Annotated in this window: 17 protein-coding genes; 5 read left to right on the top strand and 12 right to left on the bottom strand. The window is 62.2% G+C overall.

Going from position 1 to position 15,156, the window contains the following annotated elements; translation table 11 throughout:
• Nucleotides 1–86: 86 nt before the first annotated feature.
• The 3 genes from TM49_RS21995 to TM49_RS21985 are packed head-to-tail and all read left to right on the top strand — an operon-like array spanning nucleotide 87 to nucleotide 2,773.
• Nucleotides 87–947 (top strand): carbohydrate ABC transporter permease, encoded by an 861-nt coding sequence (locus TM49_RS21995; protein WP_045684379.1) that lies wholly within the window; start codon nucleotides 87–89, stop codon nucleotides 945–947.
• Between the two features lie 2 nt (nucleotides 948–949).
• Nucleotides 950–1,783, top strand: a complete 834-nt coding sequence (locus tag TM49_RS21990; RefSeq protein WP_045685683.1) for a carbohydrate ABC transporter permease — start codon at nucleotides 950–952, stop codon at nucleotides 1,781–1,783.
• Nucleotides 1,784–1,786: 3 nt separating this feature from the next.
• Complete coding sequence (locus TM49_RS21985) at nucleotides 1,787–2,773, top strand: ABC transporter ATP-binding protein (RefSeq protein ID WP_045684377.1); 987 nt, start codon at nucleotides 1,787–1,789, stop codon at nucleotides 2,771–2,773.
• A gap of 27 nt (nucleotides 2,774–2,800) precedes the next feature.
• On the opposite strand, the gene TM49_RS23250 is transcribed toward TM49_RS21985, so the two are convergent.
• The 10 genes from TM49_RS23250 to TM49_RS21935 form a co-directional block, all read right to left on the bottom strand.
• The gene (locus TM49_RS23250) at nucleotides 2,801–2,974 is read right to left on the bottom strand and encodes a DUF1328 domain-containing protein (RefSeq protein ID WP_045684375.1); all 174 of its coding nucleotides are present in this window, start codon (nucleotides 2,972–2,974) and stop codon (nucleotides 2,801–2,803) included.
• A 22-nt stretch (nucleotides 2,975–2,996) separates the two neighbouring features.
• Nucleotides 2,997–3,773 (bottom strand): SDR family oxidoreductase, encoded by a 777-nt coding sequence (locus TM49_RS21975; RefSeq protein ID WP_045684373.1) that lies wholly within the window; start codon nucleotides 3,771–3,773, stop codon nucleotides 2,997–2,999.
• Nucleotides 3,774–3,936: 163 nt separating this feature from the next.
• Complete coding sequence (locus TM49_RS21970; protein ID WP_045684369.1) at nucleotides 3,937–5,016, bottom strand: Gfo/Idh/MocA family protein; 1,080 nt, start codon at nucleotides 5,014–5,016, stop codon at nucleotides 3,937–3,939.
• A gap of 14 nt (nucleotides 5,017–5,030) precedes the next feature.
• A complete protein-coding gene (locus TM49_RS21965; protein WP_045684367.1) occupies nucleotides 5,031–6,038 on the bottom strand; it encodes a Gfo/Idh/MocA family protein in 1,008 nt (335 codons plus the stop codon).
• 246 nt (nucleotides 6,039–6,284) lie between these two features.
• The gene (locus tag TM49_RS21960) at nucleotides 6,285–7,049 is read right to left on the bottom strand and encodes a DeoR/GlpR family DNA-binding transcription regulator (protein WP_045684365.1); all 765 of its coding nucleotides are present in this window, start codon (nucleotides 7,047–7,049) and stop codon (nucleotides 6,285–6,287) included.
• A 70-nt stretch (nucleotides 7,050–7,119) separates the two neighbouring features.
• A complete protein-coding gene (locus TM49_RS21955; RefSeq protein ID WP_045684363.1) occupies nucleotides 7,120–7,812 on the bottom strand; it encodes a cysteine hydrolase family protein in 693 nt (230 codons plus the stop codon).
• Nucleotides 7,809–8,618, bottom strand: coding sequence for an ABC transporter permease (locus TM49_RS21950; protein WP_045684362.1), 810 nt, complete (start codon nucleotides 8,616–8,618; stop codon nucleotides 7,809–7,811). Before TM49_RS21950 ends, TM49_RS21955 begins: the two co-directional genes overlap by 4 nt.
• A 3-nt stretch (nucleotides 8,619–8,621) precedes the next feature.
• Entirely contained in the window at nucleotides 8,622–9,491 is an 870-nt protein-coding gene (locus tag TM49_RS21945; RefSeq protein WP_045684360.1) for an ABC transporter permease, read from the bottom strand.
• 2 nt (nucleotides 9,492–9,493) lie between these two features.
• A complete protein-coding gene (locus TM49_RS21940) occupies nucleotides 9,494–10,588 on the bottom strand; it encodes an ABC transporter ATP-binding protein (protein WP_045684359.1) in 1,095 nt (364 codons plus the stop codon).
• 247 nt (nucleotides 10,589–10,835) lie between these two features.
• Nucleotides 10,836–11,966 carry an ABC transporter substrate-binding protein gene (locus TM49_RS21935; RefSeq protein WP_045684358.1) on the bottom strand — a complete coding sequence of 377 codons (1,131 nt, stop codon included), beginning with the start codon at nucleotides 11,964–11,966 and terminating at the stop codon, nucleotides 10,836–10,838.
• Between the two features lie 290 nt (nucleotides 11,967–12,256).
• Between TM49_RS21935 and fabG the strand changes: the two genes are divergently transcribed.
• Entirely contained in the window at nucleotides 12,257–13,027 is a 771-nt protein-coding gene (gene fabG, locus TM49_RS21930) for a 3-oxoacyl-ACP reductase FabG (protein ID WP_045684356.1), read from the top strand.
• Between the two features lie 253 nt (nucleotides 13,028–13,280).
• On the opposite strand, the gene TM49_RS21925 is transcribed toward fabG, so the two are convergent.
• Complete coding sequence (locus TM49_RS21925) at nucleotides 13,281–13,925, bottom strand: NADPH-dependent F420 reductase (protein WP_045685682.1); 645 nt, start codon at nucleotides 13,923–13,925, stop codon at nucleotides 13,281–13,283.
• A gap of 105 nt (nucleotides 13,926–14,030) precedes the next feature.
• Between TM49_RS21925 and TM49_RS21920 the strand changes: the two genes are divergently transcribed.
• Nucleotides 14,031–14,927, top strand: a complete 897-nt coding sequence (locus tag TM49_RS21920; protein WP_045684354.1) for a LysR family transcriptional regulator — start codon at nucleotides 14,031–14,033, stop codon at nucleotides 14,925–14,927.
• Here the strand turns inward: TM49_RS21920 and TM49_RS21915 are convergent.
• Complete coding sequence (locus TM49_RS21915; protein WP_045684352.1) at nucleotides 14,924–15,139, bottom strand: tautomerase family protein; 216 nt, start codon at nucleotides 15,137–15,139, stop codon at nucleotides 14,924–14,926. The genes TM49_RS21920 and TM49_RS21915 overlap by 4 nt on opposite strands.
• Nucleotides 15,140–15,156 lie beyond the last annotated feature (17 nt).

Below are 15,156 nucleotides of genomic sequence, written 5' to 3'. Positions count from 1 at the left end.
TCACCTCAATGCCAGACCCTAGACGGATCCGCCGCAGGGCGGGTCCGTGTTCTCCCTGCTTTCCAGCGCAACGGAGCCCGGCATCAATGCAGATGAAATCACCCTATCCATACTGGTTCGTGGCTCCAGCGGCCGTGATCTTTACAGTGCTGTTCTTGGTGCCGACGGCGGCATCCTTCTGGTTCAGCCTGACGAACTGGGACCTGTTCGGCTTTCAGTTCATCGGCCTTGAGAACTTCATCGACTTCTTCAGCGAGCCGTTTCTGATCAAGGGACTGACCAACACGATCATTTTCGCGGTGCTCACCTCCGGCGCCAAGACGGTGCTGGGTCTGCTGCTGGCCGTGCTTTTGACCTCCGGCCTCTTCGGGCAGGGGCTGTTGCGCTCGATCGTCTTCTTTCCGGTGCTGGTGTCGACCATCGGCGTTGGCATCCTGTTTGCCGAGATGATGCACCCAACACACGGCGCCATCAATGTCGCGCTCGGCTATATCGGAATCGACGGCCCCGGCTGGCTCACCAACCCGAAGCTCGCGCTCTATTCGATCGCACTCGTCGATATCTGGCGCGGCGTCGGGCTTGCGACGCTGATCTATATCGCCGGCCTCGCCGCCATCGGCAACGAATATTACGAGGCGGCGCGCATTGACGGCGCGACGCGGCTGCAGCTGTTCTGGCGCGTTACCGTGCCGCTGGTGCGTCCGGCGACGACGACGGTGGTGATCCTGTCGCTGATCGGCGGTCTCCGCCTGTTCGATCTCATCTGGGCGATGACGCGCGGCGGGCCGGGCTTTTCCTCGGATGTGCTGGCCTCGGTCATCTACAAGCAGTACCAGGCCGGCTTCTACGGCCTTTCCACGGCGGGCAATGTCATTCTTTTCGCCTTGATCGCGCTCATCATCGCGCCGCTTGCCTGGTGGTTCAACCGCAAGGAGCTGGACCTGTGAGCCTGAGAACCAAAAGACGCCGAAAGCTGATCCACGGCCTCATCGCGCTCGCGGCTGCCTTCGTCATCTTCGTCATCCCGTTTCTGTTCGTCCTGATCAATGCCGGCAAGGCGGGGCCGGAGGCGGCAAGCCCGAGCTTTGCCATGCCGGCAAACTGGCAGCTATGGCAGAACCTCGTCGCCGTGGTTCAGGCTCGCGACTACATGCTGCTGCTTGCCTATTTCAACTCGACGGTCATCACCGTCGGGGCGATTGTCCTGCTGGTCATCTTCGGGGCCATGGTCGGCTATGTGCTGCAGCGCCGGCCTTCGAAATTCAACCGCGTCATCTACGGTTTCGTTCTGGCCGGGCTGATGATCCCGCCCGCGGTGGTGCCGACGATCTGGGTGCTGCAGGGGCTGGGCCTGTTCAAGACGCTGCACGGCATGATCCTGATCCAGGTCGCCTATGGCCTGTCCTTCACCGTGCTTCTCTACCGGGCCTTCATCTCGACGATCCCGCGCGATCTCGACGAGGCCGCGCTGATCGATGGCGCCAAGCCGTGGCAGATCTTCTTCCGCGTCGTTCTGCCGTTGCTGAAGCCGGTCACCGTCACCGTGATCGTGGTGCAGTCGATCTCGATCTTCAACGACTTCACCCATCCGCTCTATTACCTGCCGGGCAGCGAGAACGTCACCGTCCAGATCACGCTCTACAATTTCCAGAGCCAGTTCGTCAGCCAGATGAATCTTCTGTTCATGAACATTCTTCTGGTGACGGTGCCGCCGCTCCTCGTCTTCATCTTCTTCAATCGCCAGATCGTCGCCGGCATGACCGCCGGCGCTGTGAAAGGGTAGACCATGGCCGATGTCATTCTCAAAGACGTGCGCAAGTCCTTTGGCGCGCTCGAAGTGATCAAGGGCGTGAACCTCACCATCGAGGCGGGCGAGTTTTGCGTCTTCGTCGGCCCGTCCGGCTGCGGCAAGTCCACGCTTCTCAGGATGATCGCCGGCCTTGAGGAGGTGACTTCCGGTACCATCGAGATCGCCGGCGAGGATGTGACCTATGCCGAGCCGTCGAAGCGCGGCATCGCCATGGTGTTCCAGTCCTATGCGCTTTACCCGCATCTGACGGTCGCCGAAAACATCGGCTTCGGCCTTTCGCTGGCGCATACGCCGAAAGCGGAGATCAAGCGTCGGGTGGAGGCGGTTGCGAAGGTGCTGCAGCTCGAGGCGCTGCTGGAGCGCAAGCCGAAGGCGCTCTCAGGCGGTCAGCGTCAGCGCGTCGCCATCGGCCGTGCCATCATCCGCGATCCGCATGTCTTCCTGTTCGACGAGCCGCTTTCCAACCTGGATGCGGCGCTGAGAGCCCAGATGCGCATCGAGTTGACCGACCTGCATGCCAAGCTCGGCAACACGATGATCTACGTGACCCACGACCAGGTCGAGGCGATGACGATGGCAGACAGGATCGTGGTTCTGAACGGTGGCCGCGTCGAGCAGGTCGGCACGCCGATGGAGCTTTACGACAGCCCGGCAACGCCCTTCGTCGCCGGGTTCATCGGCAGTCCTCGGATGAACCTGTTCGAGGGCGAGGTGGCCGAAAGGATGGGATGCGGCACCTATGGGGTCCGCCCCGAACATATCGTCCTCGAGCGGGATGCGGGTCTGTGGAAAGGCACGGTGCGCCACCTCGAACGCCTCGGCGCCGACACGATCGTGCACCTGGAGGCCGAAGGGGTGGGGCCGCTGGTCGCGCGCGCCGCAGGTGACACAAACCTTGCCCAAGGCGACACGGTCTATGCCAGCCCGATGGAGGGGCGCGAGTACCGCTATCCGGCCGCCTGAAGAGTGGCGGCCGGCACGCTGCGATTGTCAGGTGGCAATGCCGACGCCGACGAGGGCGAGGATCACGAACAGGGCGAAGATCACGATCGCGATGAAGAACAGAATCTTCGCGATGCCGGCGGTCGCGGCAGAGATGCCGGAAAAGCCGAGAAAGCCGGTTACCAGCGAAATCACCAGAAAGATAAGTGCCCATTTCAGCATGTCAGTCTCCTTTTCAGTCGTTTCAGCGCAAGAGGCTCTGACCGCCATCAACCCAGATTGGCGAGCCGGTGATGTGGTCGGATTGGTTTGAGGCCAGGAAGGCGATGACGTTGGCGACCTGGACACTGGTGCCCGGCTTTCCGTCCGTCAGCGGCACGCTTCCATTCGGCCATTCGGCGCGCACGCCGCTCTTTTCGGGGTGGCGGATATCGGTATTGTCGTCGATCTCGGTGTCGATGGTGCCGGGGCAGATCGCATTGATCCTGATGCGGTGCTGCCCGAGTTCCGCCGCCAGCTGCTGGACGATTGCCAGTTGCGCGGCCTTGGTGGCCGAATAGGCGGTGGCTCCGGGCGAGGTGAAGGTCCGGGTGCCGTTGATCGAGGAGATGACCACGATCGAGCCGCCGCCCGCGCGTTTCAGATGCGGGACCGCGGCACGGATCGTCAGAAAGGTGCCCCGAAGGTTGACGGTGATGGTCTTGTCGAATTCGTCAGGAGCGAGTTCATCGATCGGCGCCCAGACGCCGTTGATGCCCGCATTGGCAACGACAACGTCCAGTCGGCCATGCTCGGCTGAGAGCGTGTCGAATGCGGCTTGAAGTTCATCGTCGCTGGTGACGTCGGCGACCAGTTCCAGAGCCGTGCCGCCATTCTCGCGGATCGCTTTGGCGGTTTCGTGATTTTCCTCCGGCGTGTGGCCGAGAACACCGACGGCAAAGCCGTCCTCCGCCAGTTTGAGGGCGGCGGCGCGACCAATGCCGGAGCCTGCTCCGGTGACCAATGCCACTTTCTCCGCCATATCCTTACGTCTCCCGCTTGTTTCCTCCTCTTCAAACCGTTTCCGGGCCGTTTCGGTTCCCGAGCGTTCGAGGATTTGCAAGAGGCGAGGCCGCAAGCGGGTGTCGAACGAAAAAGGCCGCGCTCGGATGGACGCGGCCTCTGGTCGTCTTCGGCGATATGTTTCAGACCAGCGCGGCTTCCGGCAGCCAGGAGCGGTAGAGCGGGTGGTCGGCCTTGATCGGCATTGGCGTCGGCATGCCGGTGCGCTGGGAGTGATAGGCGGCGGTCACAAGCTCCAGCGAACGGCGGGCGTCCTCGAGTGTCACCGGAGGTTCGGTGCCGTCGACGAGCGCCTTGTGGAGGAGCTGGAACTGGCGGGTATAGCCGTCCTCCTCCTCCTTGTAGCCCGAAAGCGCTTCATTGATGCGTGCCTGATGTTCTTCAGTGCCGGCCGTGAAGGTCCAGGGATCGCGGCCCATCGTGTAGGGCTCCAGCACGCTTTCTGCGACGAGATCGGCAAAGCAGAAGCGCAGGCGCGAGATCTCCTTGCGGGAGCCGAGCGTCATCGAAAGTGCTGCGAGCGAGCCGTTCTCCATCTTCACCGACAGTGTCGCGGTGTCCTCGACCTCGATCGGGTTTACCAGCGTCGTGCCGTGGCTGAAGACTTCAGCGCAAGCGCCCTGGACATAGTTGAGCATGTCGTGGGCATGGATTGCGTGGCCAAGCAGGCCGCCGCCGAGTTCGCTCTTCCACTTGCCGCGCCACGGAACCGCGTAGTAATCCGGCCCGCGCCACCAGTGGGTCTCGATGGTGGTGAGATAGGCCCGGCCCGTCAGCCCGTGCTCGATGAGATATTTGAGCTTCTGCAGGCCGGTGCCATAACGATACTGGAAGATCGGCATCACCACACGATCGGTGGCGCCGACGATCTTCATCATTGCGTCGACATCGGCGATCGAGCCGAAGAGCGGCTTCTCGCAGATCACATGCTTGCCGGCCTCGATGGCGCGCTTGCAGAGTTCGAAATGCGAATCCGGCGGGGTGCAGATGTCGATGATGTCGAGGTCGTCGCGGGCAAGCAGCGTGTCCACATCCTGGGTATAGTCGGCAATCTTGTGCTCGGCGCAGAGCGCGCGGCCGCGCTCCTCATCGAGCGAGCACAGCACGGCGACCTCGAACAGGTCCGGGTTCCAGCCGAAGCCCGAAAGATGCCGTGCGGCGATGCCGGCGCCGATCACGCCGACGCGAAATTTCCTGGTCATTGCAGATTTCCTCCCTAGCCGCCGATCCGGGCGGCATTTGCCTGCGCCTCGAGCGAGAGGCGGCAGACTTCATAGACATGCGCCTGCGACATTGCCGTTTGGGTGCGCTCACCGACATCATCGACAAAGGCGCGGAAATAGATGAGCTCCTCGCCGCTGCAATCGATGTAGGTCTTTTCCTCACCGTTGACGAGGAACAGGTGATCCTTGCCGGGCCGGCCGCAGATGTCGATATACTTGCGCAGTTCGATATAGCCCTCGGTGCCGAGGATGGTCAGTCGGCCGTCGCCCCAGGTGCCGAGCGCGTCCGGCGTGAACCAGTCGACGCGGACATAGCCGGTGGCCTTGTCGGAGCGCAGCAGCAGGTCGCCGAAATCCTGGAAGGCGGGCTTTTCCGGCATGGAGAAGTTGCCGACGCTGCTGGCCACGACCTCGCCGCTGGTCGAGCCGGTATAGAACAGGAACTGGTCGATCTGGTGCGAGGCGATGTCGACGATGATGCCGCCGAAGCGCTCGGGGTCGAAGAACCAGTCGGGCCGGGTGGGAAGCTGCAGCTTGTGCGGCCCGGTGCCGATGGTCTGGATGACGCGGCCGATCGCGCCCTCCTGCACCAGCCTGCCGGCCTTGACGGCGGAGCGGACGCTGTGGCGCTCGGTAAAGCAGATCGAGAAGATCCTGCCGGTCTCTTCCTGGGTCTTGCGAACCTCGGCCAGTTGCTCGAAGGTCGTCAGACCCGGCTTGTCGACCATCACGTCCTTGCCGGCCTTCATGGCACGGACCGCGAGCCCGGCGCGGTCGGCGGGGATGGCAGCGATGCAGATGACGTCGATCGTCGGATCATCGAATATCCTGTCGCGATCGAGCTTGGGGACGTCCGGATAGCTTTCCTCGATCGCCGTGACGACACCGGGCGCGGTGGTTTCCGGGCAGTAGCCGACAAATTCGGCGCCGGCCGCCAGAAGCCCCTTCACATGATCGAAAATATGGCCGTGGTCGAGACCGACGGCTGCAAACCTCAACATTTCTCACTCCTCATTCCGGGCCGGTCCCTGCCGGCCACGTCCTCGAATTCCACTCCACCTGGATATCAGGTCTCCCAAGCCGGCGCCCCTGGTCGCCGTTCGGCTTAGCTACCAATCAGTAGCATCAAAACAGGCCCAACGCGGAGGGGTATTCGAGATTTTTTTTGAGGTCATGAAATCGCCGAAGCGAGCCGGTGATCATTCCGGGAAAAAGGCGGCCGCTGTTCTTCTGCTGCCGAAACGGGTTCAGCCGCTGATGCGGACCTTGACGTCGTATTTCTTGGTCGTCCGTGCGACATCGCCGTCGGGCGCTGTATCGGTCACCAGATGGGTCACCTCGCGCCAGCGGGCGTAGCGGGCCGGGAATATCCGGTTGTGCTTGGAATGGTCGGCGACGACGATGGTGCTGGCGGCGCGGCGTACCATGGCGGAATAGATCGCGGCGGCTTCGATCAGCGCATCGGACGGGCCTTCCTCGGAAAGGCCGCTCGCACCAAGAATGGCGGCATCGGCAAAGTAGTTGTCGAGGAAGGACACAGTGTGGACGCCGATGGTGGCGCCTTCCTCGGCGTGATACTCGCCGGGCAGCATCAGCACGCGGATGGTGGGGTTCATCGACAGCACGGTCGCCACCCCGAAGGCGTGGGTGAGCACGGTGATGTCGCGCATTTCCGAGGCGATGCGGCGGGCGACGTGGACCGTGGTCGAGCCGGAGCCGATCATCAGAATGCGGGCATCCTTGAGGAGCGGAATGGTCGCCTTGGCGATCCGTTCGCGCTCGGTCACGTGGAGTGTGTGGCGCTCGGAAACGGAGGGCTCGCTCGAAAGCGATCGGGTGGCGCCGCCATAGGTTCGGTTGAGGAGCCCCTTGTCGGTCAGCTCATCCAGGTCACGGCGGATGGTCTCCGTGGAAACACCCATGCGGCCGGCGAGTTCAGCAACGCGCAGGCTCGCAGTGCCGCTGAGTTCGTTCAGGATCTTGGCCTGCCGTTCCGCCTTGCTGAGCTTCATGTTTCCTCCGATTGTGTGACCTCGCAGACCTGGTTGTGGCAGTTTCAACAGTGTCGCGCAAGACGAACCCTCAGCCTGGCAGGTAGCCCAGCACCTCGTCCGTGGACATCACGCTCGCATAGATCATGTTGATGATCTCGATCTCGCGATCATGCAGTTCGTCGCTCCCGGCGGCACAGGCATCCTCGGCGACGATCACGTCGAAACTCTCGTCGGCGAGCGAGCGCACGGTCGAGGAGACGCACTGATCGGTGAAGATGCCGGCGCAGACCACGTGGGTGATGCCGAGATTGGCAAGCACGAGGCGCAGGTTCGTGCCGGTCAGCGCGCTGTCGGTGGTCTTGGTGACGACGATCTCGTCGCCCTCGGGCTTCAGCGCGTCGACGATCTGGGAGTCCCAATCATCCTTCGGCAGAAGCAGATTGTTCCAGCCGGGCTTCTTCTGGCTCAGCGACCGGTCGCGGCCATCCTGGCGCAGGCAGGCGATGCGGGCGAAAAGCACATCGAGGCCCTTTGCGCGGAAGGTCGCCATCAGTTTCTGCGTATTCGGAATGACCTTCTCGTGCATGCGCTCGTGAAACGGCGTCCAGGCATGGTAGCGGTCGAGGTCCTCGCCCGACAGCGTCGCCGGATCGGGGCGCTCGAGATAGGTATTCTGCACGTCGATCACGAGCAGCGCGACCTTGCCGGCTTCGAGCACCGGGTCCACCGGTTCGGGTGCGCCCTGATAGTAGAACGAGCGCCAGTTGGTCTTCCAGTTCATGCCTCTCTTCCCTTCTCCCGCGCCCGCCGCGCCATCATGGCGATCAGGCCGGCAATCAGCAGTATGGCCGCCGCGCCGAGCGTGCTCATCGTGCCGAGTGCCGTCACCATCGGCGTATAGCCGGCGACCATCTTGGCATAAAGCCATTTCGGGATCGTCGAGTCGACGCCGGTCGTATAGAGCGACAGCGGGAAGTTGCCCCAGGAGAGCAGGAAGGCGAAAAGGGCGCCGGACCAGATGCCGGGCCAGAGGATCGGCAGCGTCACCTCGCGCAGGATGGTGAGGTTGGAGGCGCCGAGATCGCGTGCGGCCTCTTCCAGCGTCGGATCGAAGCCGTAGACCTGGATTGCGATCACCAGCGTCACCACCGGCACGATCCAGACGAGATGGGCGACGACGGCGGTCTGCCAGCTGGCATTGATGCCGAGCGCGTTGAACCAGAGCAGCAGCGCCAGCCCCAGCACCGGCTGCGGGAAGAATACCGGGAGCAGCAGCAGTTTCTGATAAAGCCTGCGCCCCTTCCAGTCGTAGCGGGCGAAGGCGAGCGCGCCGAAGAAGCCGATCACCACTGAAATCAGCGTGACGATGAAGGCGATCAGCAGCGAGTTCTGCAGCAGCACCTGGATCTCGAAGGAATCGAAGGTCTTCTGCCACCATTCGAACGACCATTTCCGCACCGGAAACATGAAATAGCGGCTCTTCGACAGGCCCGAGAGTGCGCCGCAGAGGATCGGCATGTAGATGAACAGGACGACGATCGCGGTCCACACACGGATGAGGAGCTTGGAGCGTTGGCTGGTTTCCATGGATCAGCGCCTTCCGAGAATGCGGTCGAGGTCGAGCTTGGACAGGATCAGCAGCGACAGGCCGCTGACGATGACCACCAGAATGAGCGCCAGAGCCGAGCCGAGCGGCCAGTTCTGGGCATAGGTGAAGGCCACCTCGATATCCTGGGCGATGGTGATGATCGACTGGCCGCCGAGGATCTTAGATTCCGTCAGCGCGCCGGCGGCGAGCACGAAGGTCAAAAGCATGCCGATCAGGATGCCGGGCATGGCGAGCGGCAACTCGATCTCGCGCCAGATCATCATCCGCCCGGCGCCGAGATCGCGCGCGGCGTCTGCCAGATCCTTCGGCACCATGGCGAGGCCGAGCGTCATCGGGAAGAGCATGAAGGGCAGGTAGACATAGACCATGCCGAACAGGATCATGGCCGGCGTATAGAGCAGGTCGAGCCCACCCGGCAGGCCCAGCCATTTCATCGCGCCGTCGAGCACGCCGTTCTTGATGAAGAACAGCACCCAGCCGTAAAGCCTCACGTTTTCCGACACGAACAGCGGGAAGACAAACAGCACGCTGACGAGGCCCGACCATTTGCCGAAGACCTTGTTGAGGCCGTAGGCGATCGGATAGGCGATGACAGCGAGCAGGATGACGGTCAGCGCTGCAAAGAACAGCGACCATGCGAAGGATTGCCAGACGGTGTTGGATGGATCGAAGATCGACGCGAAATTGGCGAAGGTGAATGAGCGGAAGACGTCAAAACTCTTTGGCGTGGCGAAGGCATAGGCCGCGACCGTGATCAGCGGCGCGAGAAAACCGAGAACCAGAAGCACGCCGACCGGCACGGCCGAAGCCGAACCCGCCGAGAGCCTGAAGCGGCGCTTGTCGGTGCTCATCCTTACGCCTCCACGACAATGGCGTCGGCGGCATCCCAGCCGATCATGACTTCGCCGTTGGGGCCGGGAGAGACCGCGGCGCCGCGCGGCAGTTCGAGGAGATAGGTCTTCTTGCCGGCGCGCACCTGATACTGGACGCGCGAGCCCAATGCGTATTCGTTGAACAGGATGCCGGAAAGGATGTTTTCGGCGTCGCCCTCGTGGCTGGCGAAACGCATGTTCTCCGGACGGATGATCACGGTCGCCTTGCCTTCGGCCGGCTCGCGACCGGGTGCTATCGTCACCGGGGATGCAAGCTCGGGCGCATTCCATTTGCCGAAGCCATCGCGGGTAATGGCAAAGCTGTTCACCTCGCCGAAGAACTCGGCGACGAAGCGGTCGACCGGTCGTCCGTAGATCTCCTCCGGCGTGCCGATCTGCACCACTTTGCCGGCGCGCATGACGCCGATCCGGTCGGACATCACCATCGCCTCTTCCAGCGAATGGGTGATGTAGACGAAGGTCTTTCCGGTCTGGCGGTGAAGGTCCTTGAATTCCTTCTCGAGCAACTTCTTCAGCTTGTAGTCGAGGGCAGACAACGGCTCGTCGAAGAACAGCACCTCCGGGTCATAGGCGAAGGCGCGGGCGAGCGCCACGCGCTGGCGTTCGCCGCCGGAGCACTGCATGACATTCTTGCCGTAGTAGCTCTCCGGCAGGCGGACCATGCGCAGCAGTTCCAGCGCGCGGGCCTTGCGGGCGGCGGGATCGATCTTCTTCACCTTCAGCGGAAACTCGATGTTGTCGCCGACGGTCTTGTGCGGGAACAGTGCCAGAGACTGGAAAACGAGGCATGTCGGCCGCTTGTTCGGCGGCACGTTGTTCATCAGTTCGCCGTGAAGCGAGATATTGCCCGATGTCGGCGCCTCAAGACCGGCCAGCATGCGCAGCAGGGTCGTCTTGCCGGAGCCCGACGGGCCGACGATGGTGACGAACTCGCCCTCGCGGATATCGAGGTTGATGCCATCGACAGCGGCAAAGTCGCCGAACACCTTCTTGACGCCCACAAGCTGGAGAATGGGCTTCGCGGTGGTTTTCGGAGCGGTGGTCACGTCGGTCATGCTGTTGTTCTCTGTATGTGTAGGAACACTTTGGTTCTTGTCCGCTGCAGAAACGCTCACAGGAACACCTCTCTTGCGGAGAAGTTGGAGCTTTGCTGTCTTCCGCTGCGTCATCCTCGGGCTTGACCCGAGGATCCGCCTTTTTCCTGCTGCGGCATCTGCGCCTGGATGCTCGGGTCAAGCCCGAGCATGACGCCGTGTTTGGGACGAGGTCATCCCGGCATTGTGGTGCCGGGATGCGAATCCATCACCGCTTGGCGGCGGTCATGATTTCCAGCGCCTTGTCGTAGTCGGGCACGATGTCGTACTCGGCGGAGCGGTCCATTTCCTCTTCGAGGCTGTCCCACTGGATGGCGTCGAGCTCATCCTTGGTGAAGAGGTCGAAGCAGGCCTTGTTGCCCATCTGCGAGACCGGGTTGAACGTGCCCTCGGCGAACGCCACGGTGTGGGCGACTTCAGGGTCCTGGACATATTTCAGGAACTCGGTCGCAAGCGGCGAAAGCTGGGGATTGTTGACGGTCGAGGTGATCTCGATCCAGGCGACGCCTCCCTTGCCGTCGATCGGGCCCTTCAGCGGGGTCACGGCGCGCAGGTTGGTGAAGCCATCGGCGCGCGCGGGCGAAACCGAATAGGTGCCGCCGGTCATGTGCAGGTCGATTTCGCCGGAAATGAGCGCCTGGTTCATCGCCGCGATGTCGCCGACAAGCTTGGCACCCTTGAACACGCGAACCGCCGTTTCCTCGAACTTCTTCATGTCGTCGTCGGAGTGCTCGATGAAGGGATTGATGCCGGCGATCAGGAAGATGTTGAAGACGTTCCAGTCGTCGGATTCGAGAATGCCGTAGCGGCCTTCGAGGCCCGGATCATTGAACAGATCCCAACCCTGCTCTTCGGCCATGGAGCGCGAAACGACATCGGTGTTGACGACAAAGCTGTAGGGCCCGAAACGCTGGGCCATGCCGAGAAGCTCGGAGCCGTCATCGCTCATTGCCCACTTATAAGGCGGCTTGAACGCCGGCATCATGCTGTCGAAATAGGGCTCGAATTCTTCCTTCGGCAGCGGCTTGATGAGGCCTGCCGGATACATGACCTTGCGGGCCCATGGATTGTTGACGTTGATGAGGTCCCAGACATTGGTCTCGCCGGCGCGCAGCCGGTTGATCATGGTCGGATCGTTGGTGAGGCTTTCGGCGTGGATATTGGCGCTGAAATCGCTGCGGAAGGGGTCCAGCACCTGCGCCGAGTTATAGCCTTCCCAGCAGAGAATGTTCAGTTCGTTTTCGCGGGCGGCGAAGGCCTTGCCGGCACTCATCATCGGGCCGGCAAGCGCTGCCGCGCCCATCATTTGCAGCACATTGCGCCTGGAAAAATTCTGCATCTGCGGTTCCCCTTGTTGGAAATTTGTTGTGACGATGTGGGAAGTGTGTCGCAAAAATGTGTTGTTTACAACATTTTTCTGCATGACTATGTTGCGACGCAGATGAGGCGAATGTCCGATGTTGGCAGATTCCGTGAACTTCGCAAAACAGCGGTAAATCGCCTAAAATAAGGCATTATAGATGCATTTCTTTTGTGCAGGGCGCTAAAAAACAGGCAGCTCGTACAGGGCGGAAGCTTCTGACTTCCGCGTGTGCGAAGCCGCCGAAACGATCCAGAGAGGACCATGAAATGTTGAAGTCACTACAGGGAAAGACCGTCATCGTCACCGGCGCCAGCCGCGGCATCGGCAAGGGCATCGCCATGCGGTTCGGCGAGGTCGGCTGCAATGTGCTGGTGGTGTCGCGCAGCCTCGCGGATGCGCAGAAGGTTGCCGAAGAGATCGGTCCGAACGCCACCGGCTTCGCTGCCGACGTCTCCAGGGGCAGCGATTGCGACGCCATGGTGAAGGCGGCGATCTCGCTTTATGGCGCCGTCGACATTCTCTGCGCCAATGCCGGCATCTTCCCCTCTGCCAAGCTCGGCGAGATGACGGCGGAAGATTTCGACCATGTCATCTCCACCAATCTGAAGAGCACCTTCCTCTCCGTCACCGCCGTGCTGCCGGAGATGACGAAGATCGGCGGTGGCCGGATCATCGTCACCTCGTCGATCACCGGCCCGATCACCGGATTTCCCGGCTGGTCGCATTACGGGGCAAGCAAGGCCGGCCAGCTCGGCTTCATGCGCACGGCGGCGATCGAGCTCGCCGGCAAGGGTATCACCATCAACGCCGTGATGCCGGGCAATATCGCCACCGAGGGCCTTGACGGCATGGGCGCGGACTATATCGCCACCATGGAAGCCTCGATCCCGCTGAAGCGCCTCGGCACGGTCACCGACATCGCCAACGCCGCCTTGTTCTTCGCCTCCGAGGAAGCGGGCTACATCACCGGCCAACAGATCGTCGTCGATGGCGGCCAGATCCTGCCCGAATCGCTCGAGGCGTTGAACGCGGTGTGAGCAAATCCGCTTTGCACTGCGGTCCTTCAGTCTGCTTCTGGTCGTGGAGAGCACCGAAAGCGTCGCACCATTCAATCTCTCCCCTTGAAGGAGAGATGCCCCGACAGGGGCAGAGAGGGGTGCAGCGCACCCCCTAACTCTGAGCGGATTGAGAGGGTTCACCCCCCTCTGTCGCTTTCGCGACATCTCCCCCTCAAGGGGGGAGATTGTTTTCGGCAAAATGCGTCTTAGGTAATTCTGTGGCGCCCGAGCTCTACTGCCCCTGCCAGGACGACCGCGTGGTAGCGGCGAGCGCTTCCGCGAGCTTTTCCTTCGGCATCAGAACGCAATAGGTGGGACGGTTGCGTTCGAAGCGCCAGCCTTCCGAAAGCGGACCGGCATCGACGGTGTCGTAGCCGAACTGATCGTACAGGTCGCTGACCACTGCCTTGGCGTCGGCATCCTCTCCGGCGAGCGGCAGGGCGACGCGTTCCGGTGAACCTTTCGGCCGGGCCGCATCGTCGAGGTCGATCATGCGGATCGAATTGAACGCCTTGACGAGGCGTGCCTCCTTGAGGTGGGCCGCCATCATCTCGCTGGTCGTGGTTTCGCCCTTGTCCAGCGCCTCGATATGGCCGTCGCGCTCGAAATAGTAGTTGGCCGCGTCGATGACGATCTTGCCGGCAAGGCTTTCGGCGGGCAGCGCTTCGTAGGCCAATAGCGGGATCGCGATGACGATGACATCGCCGAAGGCGATAGCCTCGTCCATGGTTCCCACCTTGCAGCCGATGGCGCCGATGGTGCTCATCAGCGTCTGCGGCCCGCGCGAATTGCTGAGCATCACGTCGTGGCCGGTCTCCACGGCCTTCTTGCCGACAGCGCGCCCGACATAACCCGCCCCTATGATCCCGATCTTCATGTGTTTCTCCATTCGGATTTGTGAATGGCCTCTGGTTTAAATATCCACTACAGGGGAATAAAGTTTCAATATTGGCATTCAGAAACAACTCTAAGGGGGTAATCTTTGGACAGACTCACGAGCATGGCCGTCTATCTGAAGGTCGTTGACCTGGGGTCCTTCGTGGCCGCCGCCGAAGCAATGCAGATATCGCCGCAAATGGTCTCGAAGCACATCGTGTTCCTGGAAGACCGGCTGGGCGCAACGCTTCTGTCGCGCACCACCCGGCGGCAGAGCCTGACCGATATCGGCCGGGCCTTCTACGAGCGCTGCAAGATTGTGCTGAGTGAGGCGGAGGCAGCGGAAAGTCTCGCCTCGGATATGCACCGCCACCCCAAGGGGCTGTTGCGTGTCAACGCGCCGCGCAGCTTTGGCGGGCTGGTGCTGGCGCCTTTCGTGACGCGTTTTCTGGCGCTTCATCCGGAAGTACAGGTCGAGCTGACGCTGGAAGACCGGTTCATCGATCCGCTGGAGGAGGGGGTCGACATCACCATCCGTATCGGTGCGACCGACAATCCGGCGCTGGTCAGCGTGCCGCTCGCGCCCTACCAGTTGATCGTCAGCGCGGCGCCGGCCTATCTCGCGCGCCACGGGACGCCGGAAACGCCGCAGGAGCTTGCGGGCCACGAGTGCCTTATCTTCGGAGAGCGCGCGGGGCACTCGCCATGCCGATGGAGCTTTGGCGAGGGAGACGACGTGACGGACGTGCAGGTGCGGGGGCGCCTGTTCAGCAACGACTGGCGGGTTCTGCTGAAGGCCGCGGTCGAGGGGCATGGGATTGCGCTTGGAGCGGAGGTGATCGTCGGTGAAGATTTGAAGGCGGGCCGTCTGGTCCGCCTTCTTTCCGACTATCGGTCGCCGAAGCGCCCCATGGAGGCGCTTTATGCCGCCGGCCGCAAGCCGAGCGCCAAGATCATCCGGTTCGTGGAGGCGCTCGTCGCGGCGTTTCCGCAGCAGGGCTAGCCCTGTTGCGCGCGGTATTCCGGCGGCAGGACGAACACCTCGTCGGCGCGACCATAGCCGCCATCCTTCACTTCCTCGATCAGCACCATGGTGTGCGGCCGGGCCGCCTCGCTGAAATATTCGGCGAGCATATCCGTGGTGCGGTGGATGATCTCTTCCTTCTGTGCCGCCGTCAGCGCGGCTTCAGGGGTCTTGATATTGACGAAGGGCATCTTTGCGTTCTCCTCTG

The organism is Martelella endophytica, assembly GCF_000960975.1.
GTDB lineage: Bacteria > Pseudomonadota > Alphaproteobacteria > Rhizobiales > Rhizobiaceae > Martelella > Martelella endophytica.
Note: the sequence above shows the minus strand (reverse complement) of the source record. Positions and strands in the feature narration are given on the sequence as shown.